Source organism: Telluria sp. ZT3P25 (assembly GCF_059685895.1).
Genome location: NZ_JCASIJ010000001.1, coordinates 748163 through 763120, shown reverse-complemented (window position 1 = coordinate 763120; position 14958 = coordinate 748163). Strand labels below are relative to the sequence as shown.

The 14958-nt window shown below is 62.8% G+C and carries 12 protein-coding genes, 1 other RNA gene and 1 riboswitch; of the genes, 9 read left to right on the top strand and 4 right to left on the bottom strand.

Annotated features, from left to right (window positions below; genetic code table 11):
* Window positions 1-57 precede the first annotated feature (57 nt).
* Window positions 58-2673 (bottom strand): DNA gyrase subunit A, encoded by a 2616-nt coding sequence (gene gyrA / locus AC56LY_RS03375; RefSeq protein WP_499576620.1) that lies wholly within the window; start codon window positions 2671-2673, stop codon window positions 58-60.
* 374 nt (window positions 2674-3047) lie between these two features.
* Between gyrA and ompA the strand changes: the two genes are divergently transcribed.
* The 8 genes from ompA to AC56LY_RS03335 all read left to right on the top strand — a co-directional run bounded on the left by ompA (window position 3048) and on the right by AC56LY_RS03335 (window position 9802).
* A complete protein-coding gene (ompA, locus tag AC56LY_RS03370) occupies window positions 3048-3752 on the top strand; it encodes an outer membrane protein OmpA (protein WP_499576619.1) in 705 nt (234 codons plus the stop codon).
* 111 nt (window positions 3753-3863) lie between these two features.
* Complete coding sequence (ubiG, locus tag AC56LY_RS03365; protein WP_499576618.1) at window positions 3864-4568, top strand: bifunctional 2-polyprenyl-6-hydroxyphenol methylase/3-demethylubiquinol 3-O-methyltransferase UbiG; 705 nt, start codon at window positions 3864-3866, stop codon at window positions 4566-4568.
* 4 nt (window positions 4569-4572) lie between these two features.
* Entirely contained in the window at window positions 4573-5280 is a 708-nt protein-coding gene (locus AC56LY_RS03360) for an HAD family hydrolase (protein ID WP_499576616.1), read from the top strand.
* A 158-nt stretch (window positions 5281-5438) separates the two neighbouring features.
* Window positions 5439-6407: an IS1595 family transposase gene (locus tag AC56LY_RS03355; protein WP_499576614.1), complete on the top strand. Its 969-nt coding sequence runs from the start codon at window positions 5439-5441 to the stop codon at window positions 6405-6407.
* 145 nt (window positions 6408-6552) lie between these two features.
* On the top strand, window positions 6553-7158 hold the full coding sequence (locus tag AC56LY_RS03350; protein WP_499576613.1) for a glycine zipper 2TM domain-containing protein: 606 nt from the start codon (window positions 6553-6555) through the stop codon (window positions 7156-7158).
* Window positions 7159-7266: 108 nt separating this feature from the next.
* Window positions 7267-7600, top strand: a transfer-messenger RNA (tmRNA) gene (gene ssrA / locus AC56LY_RS03345).
* Between the two features lie 267 nt (window positions 7601-7867).
* A complete protein-coding gene (locus AC56LY_RS03340; RefSeq protein ID WP_499576612.1) occupies window positions 7868-8989 on the top strand; it encodes an acyltransferase family protein in 1122 nt (373 codons plus the stop codon).
* An 84-nt stretch (window positions 8990-9073) separates the two neighbouring features.
* A riboswitch (yybP-ykoY riboswitch) is annotated at window positions 9074-9247 on the top strand.
* Window positions 9248-9802, top strand: a complete 555-nt coding sequence (locus tag AC56LY_RS03335; protein ID WP_499576610.1) for a manganese efflux pump MntP — start codon at window positions 9248-9250, stop codon at window positions 9800-9802.
* Between the two features lie 27 nt (window positions 9803-9829).
* Here the strand turns inward: AC56LY_RS03335 and AC56LY_RS03330 are convergent, their stop codons facing one another.
* From AC56LY_RS03330 to tssF, 3 genes are all read right to left on the bottom strand, one after another.
* Window positions 9830-10459, bottom strand: a complete 630-nt coding sequence (locus AC56LY_RS03330; RefSeq protein WP_499576609.1) for a type 1 glutamine amidotransferase domain-containing protein — start codon at window positions 10457-10459, stop codon at window positions 9830-9832.
* A 96-nt stretch (window positions 10460-10555) separates the two neighbouring features.
* Window positions 10556-11521, bottom strand: coding sequence for a type VI secretion system baseplate subunit TssG (gene tssG, locus AC56LY_RS03325; RefSeq protein ID WP_499576608.1), 966 nt, complete (start codon window positions 11519-11521; stop codon window positions 10556-10558).
* A gap of 3 nt (window positions 11522-11524) precedes the next feature.
* The gene (gene tssF, locus AC56LY_RS03320) at window positions 11525-13363 is read right to left on the bottom strand and encodes a type VI secretion system baseplate subunit TssF (RefSeq protein ID WP_499576606.1); all 1839 of its coding nucleotides are present in this window, start codon (window positions 13361-13363) and stop codon (window positions 11525-11527) included.
* Between the two features lie 174 nt (window positions 13364-13537).
* On the opposite strand from tssF, the gene AC56LY_RS03315 reads away from it, so the two are divergent.
* Window positions 13538-14938 carry an MATE family efflux transporter gene (locus tag AC56LY_RS03315; RefSeq protein ID WP_499576605.1) on the top strand — a complete coding sequence of 467 codons (1401 nt, stop codon included), beginning with the start codon at window positions 13538-13540 and terminating at the stop codon, window positions 14936-14938.
* The last annotated feature ends 20 nt before the right edge of the window (window positions 14939-14958 follow it).

Here is a 14958-nt window from a genome sequence, read left to right as displayed (position 1 = left end):
CCGGCCATTCGAAGTAGCAGCAACAGGGACGACAGCACGCCCCTGCTCAGTACGATATTACTCGGGCGCCGGCTCGAACTCGACTTCTTCGAGATCGGTTTCGACGATGCGCTGCAGGCCGGACAGCTTGGTGCCGTCTTCCACGGCGATCAGGGTCACGCCCTGCGTGGCGCGGCCCATCTCGCGGATCTCGGCCACGCGGGTGCGAATCAGCACGCCGCCGGTTGTGATCAGCATGATCTCGTCGCTTGGCTCGACCAGGGTCGCTGCCACCACCTTGCCGTTACGCTCGGAGGTCTGGATGGCTATCATGCCCTTCGTACCGCGGCCATGGCGGGTGTACTCCGTGATCGGGGTACGCTTGCCAAAGCCGTTCTCGGTCGCGGTCAGCACGGTTTGCTGCTCGTTCTCGGCCACCAGCAGCGCGATGACTTCCTGGCCTTCTTCGAGGTTCATGCCGCGCACACCGCGCGCCGTACGGCCCATCGGGCGCACGTCGTTCTCGTCGAAGCGCACGGCCTTGCCGGCGTCGGAGAACAGCATCACGTCGTGCTTGCCATCGGTGAGCGCCGCGCCAACGAGCACGTCGCCTTCATCCAGGTCGACCGCGATGATGCCGGCCTTGCGTGGATTGGAGAAGTCGCGCAGTGGCGTCTTCTTGACGGTGCCCAGCGAAGTGGACATGAAGACGTAATGGTCTTCAGGGAAGGTGCGGTTCTCGCCCTGCAGCGGCAGTACGACGGTGATTTTTTCGTTGTCCTGCAGCGGGAACATGTTGACGATTGGTTTGCCGCGCGAGTTGCGCGAGCCTTGCGGCACTTCCCAGACCTTGAGCCAGTACATGCGGCCACGGTTGCTGAAGCACAGGATGTAATCGTGCGTGTTGGCGATGAAGAGCTGGTCGATCCAGTCGTCTTCTTTCGTTGCCATCGCCTGCTTGCCACGACCGCCGCGCTTTTGCGCGCGGTATTCGGACACCGGCTGCGACTTCATGTAGCCCGAGTGCGACAGCGTCACGACCATGTCCTGCGGCGTGATCAGGTCTTCGGTTTCGAGGTCGCTGGCATTGTGCTCGATGGCCGAACGGCGCGTATCCTTGCCATTGTCGGCGTACTCGGATTTGATCGCCGTCATTTCGTCGACGATGATCGTGGTGACGCGCTCGGGCTTGGACAGGATGTCGAGCAGGTCGGCGATGTGGGTCATCACTTCCTTGTACTCGTTGACGATCTTGTCCTGCTCCAGGCCCGTCAGGCGCTGCAGACGCATCTGCAGAATCTCTTGCGCCTGTTCGTCCGACAGCTTGTACAGGCCGTCAGGCTGCATGCCGTAGTGCTTCGGCAGGTGCTCGGGACGGAAGGCTTCGATGCCGCCGGCCGCGCCGGTTTCGGTACGGTTGAGCATTTCGCGCACCAGGGACGAATCCCAGGCTTGCTGCATCAGCTCGACCTTGGCGACCGGTGGCGAAGGCGCCGCCTTGATGATCGCGATGAAATCGTCGATATTGGCCAACGCGACGGCCAGGCCTTCGAGCATGTGACCGCGGTCGCGCGCCTTGCGCAGTTCGAACACGGTACGGCGCGTGACGACTTCGCGGCGGTGCGACAGGAAGCACTCGAGCATCTGCTTGAGGTTCAGCAGCTTCGGCTGGCCATTGACCAGCGCCACCATGTTCATGCCGAACGTGTCTTGCAGCTGCGTTTGCTTGTACAGGTTGTTCAGCACGACTTCAGGGACTTCGCCGCGCTTGAGCTCGATCACGACGCGCATGCCCGACTTGTCGGACTCGTCGCGGATGTCGGAAATGCCTTCGAGCTTCTTGTCGCGCACGTTCTCGGCGATGCGCTCGAGCAGCGACTTCTTGTTCACCTGGTACGGCAGCTCATCGATGATGATCGCCGTACGGGCGCCGTCGCGGCCAATTTCTTCGAAGTGGGTCTTGGCCCGCATCACGACGCGGCCACGACCGGTGCGGTAACCGTCGCGCACGCCCGAGACGCCATAGATGATGCCGGCGGTCGGGAAGTCCGGCGCCGGAATCAGCTCGATCAGCTCGTCAATGGTGCAGTCCGGGTTGTGCAGCACGTGCATCGCGCCGGCAATCACTTCGGACAGGTTGTGCGGCGGAATATTGGTGGCCATGCCGACCGCGATGCCTGACGAACCGTTGATCAACAGGTTCGGGATGCGGGTTGGCAGGACAGTCGGCTCTTTCTCTTTGCCGTCGTAGTTCGGCTGGAAGTCGACGGTGTCCTTGTCGATGTCGGCCAGAATTTCGCCGGCAATCTTGTCCAGGCGGCACTCGGTGTAACGCATCGCTGCGGCGCTGTCGCCGTCGATGGAACCGAAGTTGCCCTGGCCATCGACCAGCGTGTAGCGCAGCGAGAAGTCTTGCGCCATGCGCACGAGCGTGTCGTAGATCGACGAGTCGCCGTGCGGGTGGAACTTGCCCATCGTGTCGCCGACGACGCGCGCGCACTTCAGGTAAGGCCGGTTCCACACGTTGTTCATTTCGTGCATCGCGTACAGGACGCGGCGGTGCACCGGCTTTAAGCCATCGCGGACATCCGGCAGTGCGCGGCCCACGATCACGCTCATCGCGTAATCGAGATAGCTCTTGCGCATCTCTTCTTCGAGGGAAATCGGGACTGTTTCTTTTGCGAATTGATCCATTGGCGGGTCGACTGCTTTCAGGCGAAAGTTATAAGTTACAGCGGGCGATTCTACCACGCGTGACATAGTAGTTGCTCAATTCCGGACGATGCCTTTTTGGCACGGGAAATCCGGACGGGATGCACTAAAAGTTCCAGTATTGTCGTCACCAGGGACGCCTGCTTGCATAAATGTTGCGCTTAAACAACGTCAAGCAACAAATGCTCGGTGTTTGATTTGGGTGCAGTCGTACGATTTTGGTGCGTGTGGCAGAATGGCCAGGAAGTCAATTGCTTGTTTCACAATACGAAACGGACAGAGCAGCCACCATGTTATTGTTATGACCACATGGAGACTGTCTGAATCGACACGGAATTTACCGAAAGGAAAAGAATATGAAAAAAATGATCACTGTTCTGTTCGCAGCAACGGCCGCCATCGCGGGCGTCGCTTCTGCCCAAAGCGCCCCACCTTATGCGCCGCTGACCACTGACCTGCAAGCGCGCACCCCATACAGCGCTTATGTGCAGGACAGCCGCGGCGTGATCGCACGCAATCCTTTCGGTCTGTGCTGGCGTACCGGCTACTGGACCCCGGCCGATGCAGTGCCGGGTTGCGACGCGCCACTGTGCGTCGAGCCAGAAAAGCTTGAAAACGGCAAGTGCGTCGCGCCACCAGCGCCCGTCGCTCCTGCACCAGCACCAGCACCGGCACCTGTTGCCGCACCAGTGCCAACCTCGGAAAAAGTCAGCTACTCGGCCGACGCCTTCTTCGATTTCGACAAGGCGATCCTGAAGCCAGCCGGCAAAGCATCGCTGGACGAGCTGAGCGGCAAGCTGGGCGACATGAATCTGGAAGTCATCATCGCCGTCGGTCACACTGACTCGGTCGGTACCGATGCGTACAACCAGAAACTGTCGATCCGCCGCGCAGAAGCCGTCAAGGCTTACCTGAAGGGCAAGGGCATCGAAGAAACCCGCATCTACACCGAAGGCAAGGGCGAGAGCCAGCCTAAAGCGGACAACGCCACTGCCGAAGGCCGCGCACAGAACCGTCGCGTGGAAATCGAAGTGGTCGGCACCCGCGGCGCCGCCAAGTAATCAGGCTCCGCAGGCCCCTCGGGGCCTTGGCGGTACCTCAAAAACCCCGCCACGGCGGGGTTTTTTCATGCGCGCTATTCTGTTGCACCATTTCCGTTATTATTCCAAGCTATGACGACGACAAATTCAGACCCATCAGAAATTCAGAAGTTCAGCGAACTGGCCCACCGCTGGTGGGATCCAACCTCGGAATTCCGGCCGCTGCACGAAATCAATCCCCTGCGCCTCGAGTGGATCAACGCGCGCGTGCCGCTGGCCGGCAAGAACGTGATCGACATCGGTTGCGGCGGCGGCGTACTGTCCGAGGCGATGGCGAAAAAAGGCGCCAAGGTCACCGGCATCGACCTGTCCGAAAAAGCGCTGAAGGTCGCTGACCTGCACAGCCTTGAATCGGGCGTCGAGGTGCGTTACAAGCACATCGCTGCGGAAGACATGGCGCAAGAAGAGCCTGGTCAGTTCGACGTGGTCACCTGCATGGAAATGCTGGAACACGTGCCCGACCCGGCGTCGATCGTGCGCGCCGCAGCGGCCCTGGTAAAACGGGGCGGCCACCTGTTCTTCTCGACGCTCAACCGCAATCCGAAGTCGTACCTGTTCGCCGTGATCGGCGCCGAGTACATCCTGCGCATGCTGCCGCGCGGCACGCACGACTACGGCAAGTTCATCACGCCAGCCGAGCTGTCGCAGTTCGTGCGTCAGGCCGGCCTGCAAGTCGATGGCCTCAAGGGTTTGACCTACAACCCGCTGACCAAGATCTATTCGCTCAATAGCGACACCAGTGTGAACTACATGGTGGCGTGCACCAAACCCCTTTGATCCGATGACCTTCCCTGCTTCGATTCCGGCGCCGCGCGCCGTCCTGTTCGACCTCGATGGCACGCTGGCTGACACCGCGCCCGACCTGGCTGCGGCCGTCAACTGGCTGCGCACCGAGCGCGGCCTGGCCGAAACGCCCTACGAGGTGCTGCGCCCCACGGCCTCGGCCGGCGCGCGCGGCATGATCGGCGCCGCCTTTGGCCTCGCGCCCGGCGACGATGGCTACGAAGAACTGCGCCTGGCCTGGTTCGACCGCTACCAGACGGCAATGTCGACCCATACGACGCTGTTCGACGGCATCAATGAACTGCTGACCGGCATCGAACAAGCCGGCATGGCGTGGGGCATCGTCACCAACAAACCGTCACGCTTTACCGACCCGCTGGTCCCGCAAATCGCATTGGCCCACGCCGGCTGCATCGTCTCCGGTGACACGACGGCGTTTGCCAAGCCACACCCGGCGCCCGTGCTCGAAGGCGCGCGCCGGCTCGGCGTTGCACCAGAACAGTGCTGGTATGTCGGTGACGACCTGCGCGATATCGAGGCGGGCAAGGCCGCAGGCATGATCACGGTGGCCTGCGCATGGGGTTATTGCGGTGCGATTGCGCCGTCGACCTGGGGCGCCGATTACCTGTTCGACACACCGGAGCAATTGCTGGCTGCATTGCGCGATGCTGCCGACCGCACGTCGCGCGCGGAGCGGGCGGCCTGATCGCGGGGAGCGACCGGTCTCGTACTGACCTCCTTCCACGATGGCGCCCTCTTCCGGGCGCCATTTTTGTTGGCGCAGTCAACGTTAAATAGAGACGAGCTTTGAACTGATGAGCAGTACGGCGGTCGAACCCCTGTCCCTAGCGTCAGGAGTCGATCATGAAAGCGCCGCGTTTCAAAAACTGGTTCGCAAAACTGCCGTTGCTGAATCAGCCGCAACGCCAGCAAGTGCTCGATTCTCTGCATCCTCTTGCCGGGCTCGAGCAGGTGGTCGCGCTGATTGCAGAGATCAGGACGCCAGGGCGCTGTTGCCCCCGATGCGGCAACGCGCGCTGCTACCGCCACGGCTTTGCCAATGACCTGCAGCGCTACCGATGCTGCGCCTGCGGACGCACGTTCAACGACCTGACAGGCACACCGCTGGCACGGCTCAGGCTGAAGGCCAAATGGCTCACGTATTCGCAAGTTCTGCTGGATTCACTTCCAGTGCGCAAGGCGGCAGATCGCGTTGGCGTACACCGCAACACGGCTTTCCGATGGCGCCACCGTTTCCTGCACTGGAGCAAACTCGACCGGCTCGCGGCGCTGAATGGCATCGTTGAGGCCGACGAGACATTCCTACTCGAATCGCAAAAAGGTTCGCGCACACTGGATCGCCCAGCGCGCCGCCATGGTGGCAATGCGGCCAGGCGCGGCATTTCCCGCGAACTGGACTGTATCCTGGTCGCACGTGATCGCGAAGGACGCACGGTCGATGCTGTCACTGGTCGTGGCGCGCTGACTGCGGCGCAACTCGAGCGCGACTTGCTACCTAGACTCGATCCCCGAGCGCTACTAGTGAGCGACAGCCATCGCGCCTACCGGGCATTCGCTCGTAAGCACAACATCGCCCATGCAGCGGTCAATCTGCGCGCAGGCATGCGTGTCAGGCATCTGGGCAATCGTGCCATCCACGTGCAGAACGTGAATGCTTATCACCAGCGTTTTAAGGCGTGGCTGCTGGGCTTTTGTGGCGTAGCGTCGCGCTATTTGGCTAACTACCTGGGCTGGCGATGGGCGCTGGATGGCGGGAGGGTTAGTTCCCCAGAGCACTTGCTTCGCATTGCAATCAGGGTCATCAACAGATAACGCTGACTGCGCCTTTTTGTTTGTGCCATCCACGGATGCGGGCTTACATCTCTTTACGATTGATACAGGGATGCGTCTAGCTTGGAAGCGGCCCCGGCAGTAATCTACATCCATACGAACAAGCAATAACTAACTGGAGCAGATCATGGAAAACACCACCAACCGCATTCACCCAATGATGGCAGCCGCAGCAGCGTCGGTCATCATCGTCAGCCTGACCGGTGCCGCAGCGATCACTGGTCTGCTGCCATCGTCCAAGAGCGCGCCCGAGCCAATGCCGCTCGCCGCCACGTCGCCATACAATCTGCAGCAACCTGGCATGCAGCAGCCTGGCCTGCAAGTGCCGAACGGCTACATGGTCCAGAACGGCCAGCTGGTGCCAGTTTCGGCCAACCAGCAGCAACTGGTCCCTGCCATGGTCCCAGCGATGGTCCCCGCCAACCAGTTGGCCTATGCACAGCCAGTAGCCCAGCAGCAACCGACCGTGATCATCAAGGAAAAGCCGGTGGTGCGCGTGGTCGAGAAAACCCGCGTGGTGCATGCAGCGCCGAAGCAGGTGCACTATGAACAGCGGCGCTACGCAGAACCAGCGCCAGCGCAGCCTAACTATGTTGGCATCGGTACCGGCGCCGTCATCGGTGGCCTGATCGGTAACCAGATTGGCGGCGGCAATGGCAAGAAACTGGCCACCGTGGCCGGCGTGATCGGCGGCGGCATGCTCGGTAACGAAATCGCCAACCGCAACCGTTAAACGAGACTCTGACCGCAAGCTCGTCAGCTTGCGGCCACTTTAGAGCACGGTTAGTGAAAACGGCTGTACATCGCCAGTTCATGGAGTACAATAAAGCTTCTCGACACTGGGGGCGACCTGGTTTCGACGTGGGTTGCAAAGCAGCGCAGGGCATACCGAGGACTGGTTACCTCGTAAATACATCCAGAAATCAATAACTGCAAACGATAACTCGTACGCACAAGCAGCTTAATTGCTGCTAGCTCTACAACACCTCGCCTCTGGGGTGAGTCGCAAGACTAGTAGAGTCATTTACAGAGGCTAGGACTCAGCCGGGTTACTTGGTTGTTTCCGAAATTTAAGGTAACTCGCCTGTCCAAAGCGTGCACATCCGCGCTGTACGGGCTAAATTAAATGATAGTGCTAAGTATGTAGAACTGTCTGTAGAGTGCTTGCGGACGCGGGGGATTTCCGGGAATTCGGGGAGCACCGCTCCCCGCCGGAAATCCGCCTTGCGCTTGCAAGCGCAAGGCTCTCCGATTCGTCTGACTAAAGGGAAATCGCTCCGCGATTTCTTGCCCTCCCGCCTCTGCTAAAACGCCACAGGTTTAAATCAGAGAACGACATAAAAGCCAGCCCCCCCCCACACACCTCCCCCCCCCATGTCTTTCTAGCAAGATCAGCTATGATAGCGCCCCAACAAGCGCATCAGCAGCATCCCCAAAAACACATGAAGTCCACCCCCAACACCACCCTGACAACACCCCCACGACGCCCGACAGACTACACCACGATCAACCTGCTCAAAGCCATCTCAGCCCAACTGATCGTCCTGCACCACCTGGCCTTCTACGGCCCCATGGCCGACCACACGCGCCAGGCATTCCCGGACCTGATCGACTGGCTCGCCCAGGACGCCCGCATCGCCGTTCAGGTCTTCCTCGTCATCGGCGGCTTCCTTGCCGCAAAGTCGTTATCACCCCAGGCGCTGTCCGGCCCATCCAACCCATGGACGACCATCCTGCGCCGCTACACCAAGCTGGCGCCGCCGTTCTTCGTGGCGATCCTGCTCGCCGTCGCCGCGTCGTGGCTGGCAAGCTTCTGGATGACGCACGACGCCATTTCCGCGCCACCTAGCGGCGGGCAATTGCTCGCACATGCATTCCTGCTACAGGACGTACTCGCCTATGACGCACTGTCGGCGGGTGCCTGGTACGTCGCCATCGATCTCCAGCTGTATGCGATGTTCAGCATCCTGCTCTGGACCTGCAGCCGCGCATCGGTAGAGCCCATGCCGGCGTACCTGATCCCGGCCCTGACAGCGATCGCCGCCGGCGCTTCGCTGCTGTACTTCAACCTCGATGCCGACTGGGACGTCTGGGCGCCCTACTTTCTCGGCAGTTATGGCCTGGGGGCGCTGGCCTGGTGGGCAAGCGATCCCAAACGCCGGCCTCGCTCGACTGCCGTCCTGCTGCTACTGATGGCGGTGCCGGCGCTGCTTGCGCTAACGGTCGATTTCCGCAGTCGCATTGCGCTCGCACTGCTCATCGCGTGCGCACTAGTCGCGTTCGGCCGCATGCAATCCGCATCGACCGCACCCGGGCAATGGCGCCTCGTCAGCGTCGCCGGAAACATCTCGTTCTCCGTGTTCCTCGTGCACTTCCCTGTGTGCCTCGTTGTCAATGCAGCGTTCACCCGCTTCGCACCGCAGGATGTGCTCGTGCAAACTGCCGGCGTCATCCTTGCCTGGATCGCCAGCTTGATTGCCGGCGCCCTGTTCCATCACGGCGTCGAATTGCCGATCGGACGCGCGCTGATGTGGGCACCCAAACCCAGCGCAGTGCCCGCCTGATGCTGGCAACGTGACCCTAACGCCTCCTTAACGCCAGCATCACGCGCGCATAACGCGCCTTGCCGATTGGCTACTGCTGAGTTACCATAGCGCCGCCCTTGGGGAGTAGCCTGCTTCGCTTCAGAAGTTCTCGCATCAACATACTTGACGCTTAACGTCATGGTGCGAAAGCCTTTCGGTTGGCAAGACCATTGGCATGTTTGCGTGACGTTCGGGCCACGCGACATGCCTTTTGTCGTGCCCGATCGGAAAGCTGTCATGTCTCTCGTCGCCATTCTCATTCTCGCCTTCGCCATGTCCACCGACGCCTTTGCTGTCGCCATCGCCATGGGTGCGCGCCGCCATCATGTACGGCTCAAGGATGCATTGAAGGTAGGCCTGCTGTTCGGTGTGATCGAGGGTGTGACGCCACTGGTCGGCTGGGCGCTGGGCAGCATTGCCGCCTCCTACGTCGAGAGCTGGGATCACTGGGTGGCCTTCGTCCTGCTGTGTGGACTCGGCGTGCGCATGATCCACGAAGGCTTGTCCCCACCGGAAGATGCGGAAGATTCAAACCGGCCACTTTGGCTGCTGGCATTGACGGGGTTCGCCACCAGCATCGATGCCATGGTGGTCGGCGTCAGCCTGGCCTTCACGGCCACAAATATCGTCTGGCCGGCACTGGCCATTGGCCTGGCGACGCTGACGATGGTGACGCTGGGAATGCTGGTAGGCCGCCGTATTGGCGCCCTGGCCGGCAAGCGCGCCGAGATCTTCGGCGGCCTGGTATTGATTGCGGTCGGTTGCGTCACGCTGTGGGAACACTTGCAGTGACGCGCCCTTGCCGCGAAGACTGACTGATTACGAGGTCGGCCCCGGATCGGTGCCGGCTTCTTGCAGCACCATCAATTGCTTCATGATGGCTTCGTTGAATGCCGGAATATCATCCGGTTTGCGGCTCGTGATCAGCTTGCCGTCGACGACCACTTCGTCATCGGTCCATTCGGCGCCGGCATTGACCAGGTCGATCTGCAGCGTTGGCCAGCTGGTCATGTGCTTCGACTCGGCAATGCCAGCGTCGATCAGCGGCCACGGGCCGTGGCAGATCGCGGCAATTGGCTTGTCGCCATCGCCAAATGCCTTGATGAAGGCGATCGATTCCGGACTGGAACGCAGATTGTCGGGATTGGCCACGCCGCCCGGCAGCAGCAGCAGATCGAAGTCATCCGCGTTGGCGTCTTCCACATTCAGTTCGACCGCGTACTTGTCGCCTGGTTCCAGATGATTGAAGCCCTGGATCTGCTCCCCTGCTTTCTTTGGCGAGACCAGCACGACCGTCACGCCCTGCGCTTCGAGGAACTGGCGCGGCTTGGTGTATTCGACTTGCTCGACGCCGTCGGTCATCAGGACGGCGACACGGCGGCCGTCGAGGGATTGGGTTGCAGCTGGTTCGAGATGATCTGCCGGCTGCATGTTTTCTGGCTGTTGCATGGTGCCTCCTGGTCGATGGTGTGTTGATTCGTTGACATCGATTGTAGGCTCCCGGGCACATGTGTGGCGCGCGTATGCCATCAGGAATCGAATATGTCAGCCGAGCAGGTAGCACATATCGTCACGGTCACCCGGAGCGCCGCGCGTACACAGGAAGTCATCCAGCCCCAGCCGGGTGGTTCCACCCAGGCGGACGCCGTGAATCGCCTCGCGCTGCAGCACGACCTGCAGTTCGCGATACGGCACGTCAATCGCAAAGCGCGCCAGCAAGGCGTCCAGCGCGCGGCTGCCCTCCTGGCCCGGCAGAAAGCGCGCGAACTGCCGGGCGTTCACCGGGCCCAGGCGAATGCGGATGCCCAGTTCGGGCCGTAGCAGCCGCGCTCCTGCGGTAGCGCCCGCACCCAGCACGCAATTGCCCTGGGCCAGCCGGGTGCGCTGGTCCGGTTCGAGGATGTCCCAACGTCCGGTAAATTGCTCGACACGCACTGCGACACCGAAGCGGGCCCCGAGTACGCCCGCGATCAGGTCGGCACTGACCACCCGGCTGCGCAGGGGCGCGGCAAACCGGGCCAGCGCAACGGGATCGTCGTTACCCGCACGCCGGTTTCCCGGCGCCACGCCGGCCAGCGCCAGCAGCAGCGGCTGAAAACGGTCACTGCCCGCCACGAGCGGTTCCCGCACGCGGTACTTGCACCAGGCGCGATAGAACAGCGCCACCTGACGGCTGGAAAACAGATCGAGAAAAGCGCGTGGCCCAGTGTCGCGGTTGGTCAGTTCCCAGGCAGCGAACCGTTCCGTGTAGTGCAGCGGCAAGGCGCCCATCATGCCGAGCAGGCCCATCATCGCGGGCGTGACAGTGATCGCCGGCATGCCTGCAGTAACAGGGTCGATGCCTTCGATTTCGCTGGGCGGAAAGCCCAACCTGACGCTGTTGCGAAAGCGGATCACGTCGCCAAGCGCCTGCTCGGGGCCAATCCCCTGCCGGCCCAGCCAGCGCAGCAGCAGGCGCACCGCCTGGAAGAATTCGTAGCGCTGCGGCTGCGCCAGCAGGTCGGCAATCACCGGCTACACCAGCGTCAGGTTGCCGCTGCGCGGTTCACAGCGCAACAATTCCTTGTTGCTCTGGCTAGAAATCAGCACGAGTCGCGTGAAACTGTTCAGGTGAACATACAGCCCCAGAAAGCGGCTGACCACTTGCGCGAAGACGAACAGGCTGCTGCCGGCAAACGCTTCTTCGTCCAGCGTCAGCCGCACCTCGGTGCCGTGCACGAGCGTGGCGCCGTGCCGGTTGCGCAGCCAGGCCGTGGCCGGAAAGGTGGTCAACCCACGCAGGCCGGCGATCTGGCGCTGCGAGCTGGCCGAGTGCGCCAGATCGTACAGCGCCAGCGTGTCGCGGAAGGTGTCGAGCTGGGCCAGCGAGCGGTGATTCAGCGCCAGCTGGGCCACGAGGCGCCAGCCCGTGCCATCGCGGTTGCCGAACTGCAGCGGCGCCGACGGTTTGCGCAACAGGCGGATGGGTACGCCGCCCGTCGCCGTTTCGCTGGCCAGGTCGCCGCCCGGTGCGCCGATGCCCACGGCGCAGGCCGCCAAGCCATTGCTGCAGGTCAGGTCGAGCGAGGCAATACTCGCATCCAGGCCGGCCAGCGCCCGGTCATCGTCGGTGAAGCCGATCTGCATGCGATGCCGGCGCTCGCCGCCGTCGTCGCTGCGGGCGAACCAGTAGCGCTGGCCGTCGCTGGCTTCTCCATGGCGCAGGCCGTAGCAGGGCCGACAGGTGGCGGCGCTCGTCCTGCCATCGCGCGTCGTCAGCAGTTGCACCGTGTCGATGCTGACAACCTCGACCTGGTCTTCGTGCCGGCTGGGGACCACGTCGTACATCGCCGAGCGGTGCGTGATGCGCACTGGCGCGGCCGCCTGGCGGAACAGATTCACGACCGGCGCGCAGCCTGCAATCACATGCTCGTTCGACAGTGCGCGCAGGACGCGGGCCGGGCTCGATGCGACGTGGACGCCGGCCAGCAGCATGTGCAGCGTGAAACGACGTGCGCCGGCGGGGAACATCGGCGCCAGCGCCGCCAGGTCGACATCCAGGAAGTGGAACTTGTCGGGGAAGGCAAAGTATTCCGTCAGCAACCGGTAGGCAGGATGGGCATGCGCCGGCTCCGGCACCAGGGCTTCGTCAGCCTCCAGGCCGCCGAGCGACAAGGCCGGGCGATCGAGGCGGCGCCAGCGCTCCTGCCCTTCCGTCTCGACCCACGTTTCCAGCGTGTGCATGCACAGGCTGTCGATCAGTGCGGCCGTCAACAGCGCGTCGCCGGCGACGTGCAGCCGCAGGCGGCCCAGGCCGAGGCTGGGCAAGAGCCGGCATGGCATCGCGCTGTCGAACGTGATGCTGATGCGCGCGCTGGCGCCTGCCGGCAGCCGGATCCGTGGCGGCACATGTGCCACCGGCGAAAACCAGGCGCGCGCCACCGTCACGGGCGCCAGCGCCAGGCTGGCCGTCGTGCGGAACCGGCATGGCGCGCCGCCTGCGGCCAGCGATGTCATTTCGGTGCCGCGCGGCACCACGTGCACGTGACCGGGCGCGGCCGGGTGCGCCTGGCGGTCACGGTCGCGGTCGGCAACGTGCACGATCGAGCAGCTCGGGATGCCATGCACGAAATGTGGATACAGGCTGGCCAGCAGCGCCCCGGTCAGTTCCGGATAATCGTCGTCGAGCTTTTTCGCGGTGCGTGCATTGAGCAGCGCGCATGCCTGGATCAGGCGCCGGATATGCGGATCCTCGCTGCCTTCCGGCCCCAGGCCAAGCTCGGCGGCCAGACGCGGATACTGGTGAGCGAACTCGCGCCCGACCGTGTTCAGATACACCAGCTCGCGCTCGTAATAAGGCAGCAGTTCTTTCATTGCAGTCTCCTCAGGCTGACACGCTACGGTCGATCAGATCGCGCGCCGGGTCGTTGCGCAGGCGCAGTAACCACGCACCGATCGACCACAGGCCGTGGTGGTGGACAATGTCGCTTTCCCCGGTCTTGACAATAAGTCAGTAAAATCACGGGTTCCCTAAGCCGAGCCCGCATCATGACCACCTCCGCCACACCGATCCGTACCGAAATTCTTACCCTGTGGCGCCTGTCGTGGCCGGTGCTGGTCGGCCAGCTGGCCACCGTCGGGATGGGCGTGGTCGATGTCGCCATGACCGGGCACGTCAGCGCCGAAGAGCTGGCAGCGGTGTCGCTCGGCACCGCCGTGTGGTCGATCGTGCTGGTGACCGTGATGGGCACGATGATGGCGATCAACACCGTCGTCGCGCACGAAATGGGCGCCGCTCGGCACGATCAGGTGCCTCACTCGGTGCGCCAGGCAATGTGGAAAGGCCTGCTGGTCGGCACCATCGCGATGCTGTTTGCCAACCTGTGCACGCTGCTGTTCGACCATGTCGGGCTCGATGCGCATGTGGCTGCGCGCGCGTCGCTCGTCGTGCACGTGATCAGCGTCGGCTTGCCCGCGTTTGGCGTCTACCGCGCGCTGTATGGGTACACGACCAGCATCAACCAGACCAAGCCGATCATGTGGATCGCGATCGCGGGCCTGCTATACAACACCCTGGTGAGCTGGCTGCTCGTCTTTGGCGAGCTGGGCTTTCCGCGCCTGGGCGCGGTCGGCTGCGCCATTGCCACGGCCAGCGGCATGTGGCTGATGCTGGGCGTGATGCTGTGGTGGGTGCGGCGCTCGCCCGCCTACCGCATGACCTATCCGTTCGACCGTTTCGAAGGCCCAAACGCCGCGGCCATCGGCAGCATGCTGCGCCTGGGCCTGCCGATCGGCGTGACCTATTTCGCCGAGGTCAGCGCCTTCGGCCTGATCAGTCTGCTGGTGGCGCGTTACGGCGTCGTGCAAGTCTCGGCGCACCAGATCGCGCTCAATTTTGCCTCGCTTGTGTTCATGCTGCCGCTCAGTTTCGCCATTGGCATGCTCACCCGCGTCGGCCAGGCGATGGGCGAAGGCGACCCGGTGCGCGCCCGTTTCGTCGGCTGGGTCGGGGTGGGGATGTCGCTGACCATCGGCGCGCTGGCGGCGCTGTTCATCGCCATCTTCCGCTGGGAAATTGCGGCGGCCTACACGTCCGATCCGGCCGTGCAGCAGGTGACGGCGCACCTGTTGCTGTTTGCCGCACTGTTCCAGTTGTCGGACGCGACCCAGGTGGCCACCGCCTCGGCCATCCGCGGCTACCAGGTAACGCGCCCGCCGATGGTGATCCAGCTGGTCTCGTTCTGGGGCTTGTCGCTGCCACTCGGTTGCGTGCTGGGCCTGGCGCCGCAATGGTTCCCGTGGACACCCGCCGCGCCGATGGAGGCAACCGGCTTCTGGATCGGCCTCGTGTTTGCGTTGACGGTCGCGGCGGTACTGCTGACCTGGCAATTCGAGAAGCTCGCGCGCCAGCGCATCCGCGAGGGTGTGGCGAAACCGTTGGCATCCTAGTTTTTATGACATGTCATTAC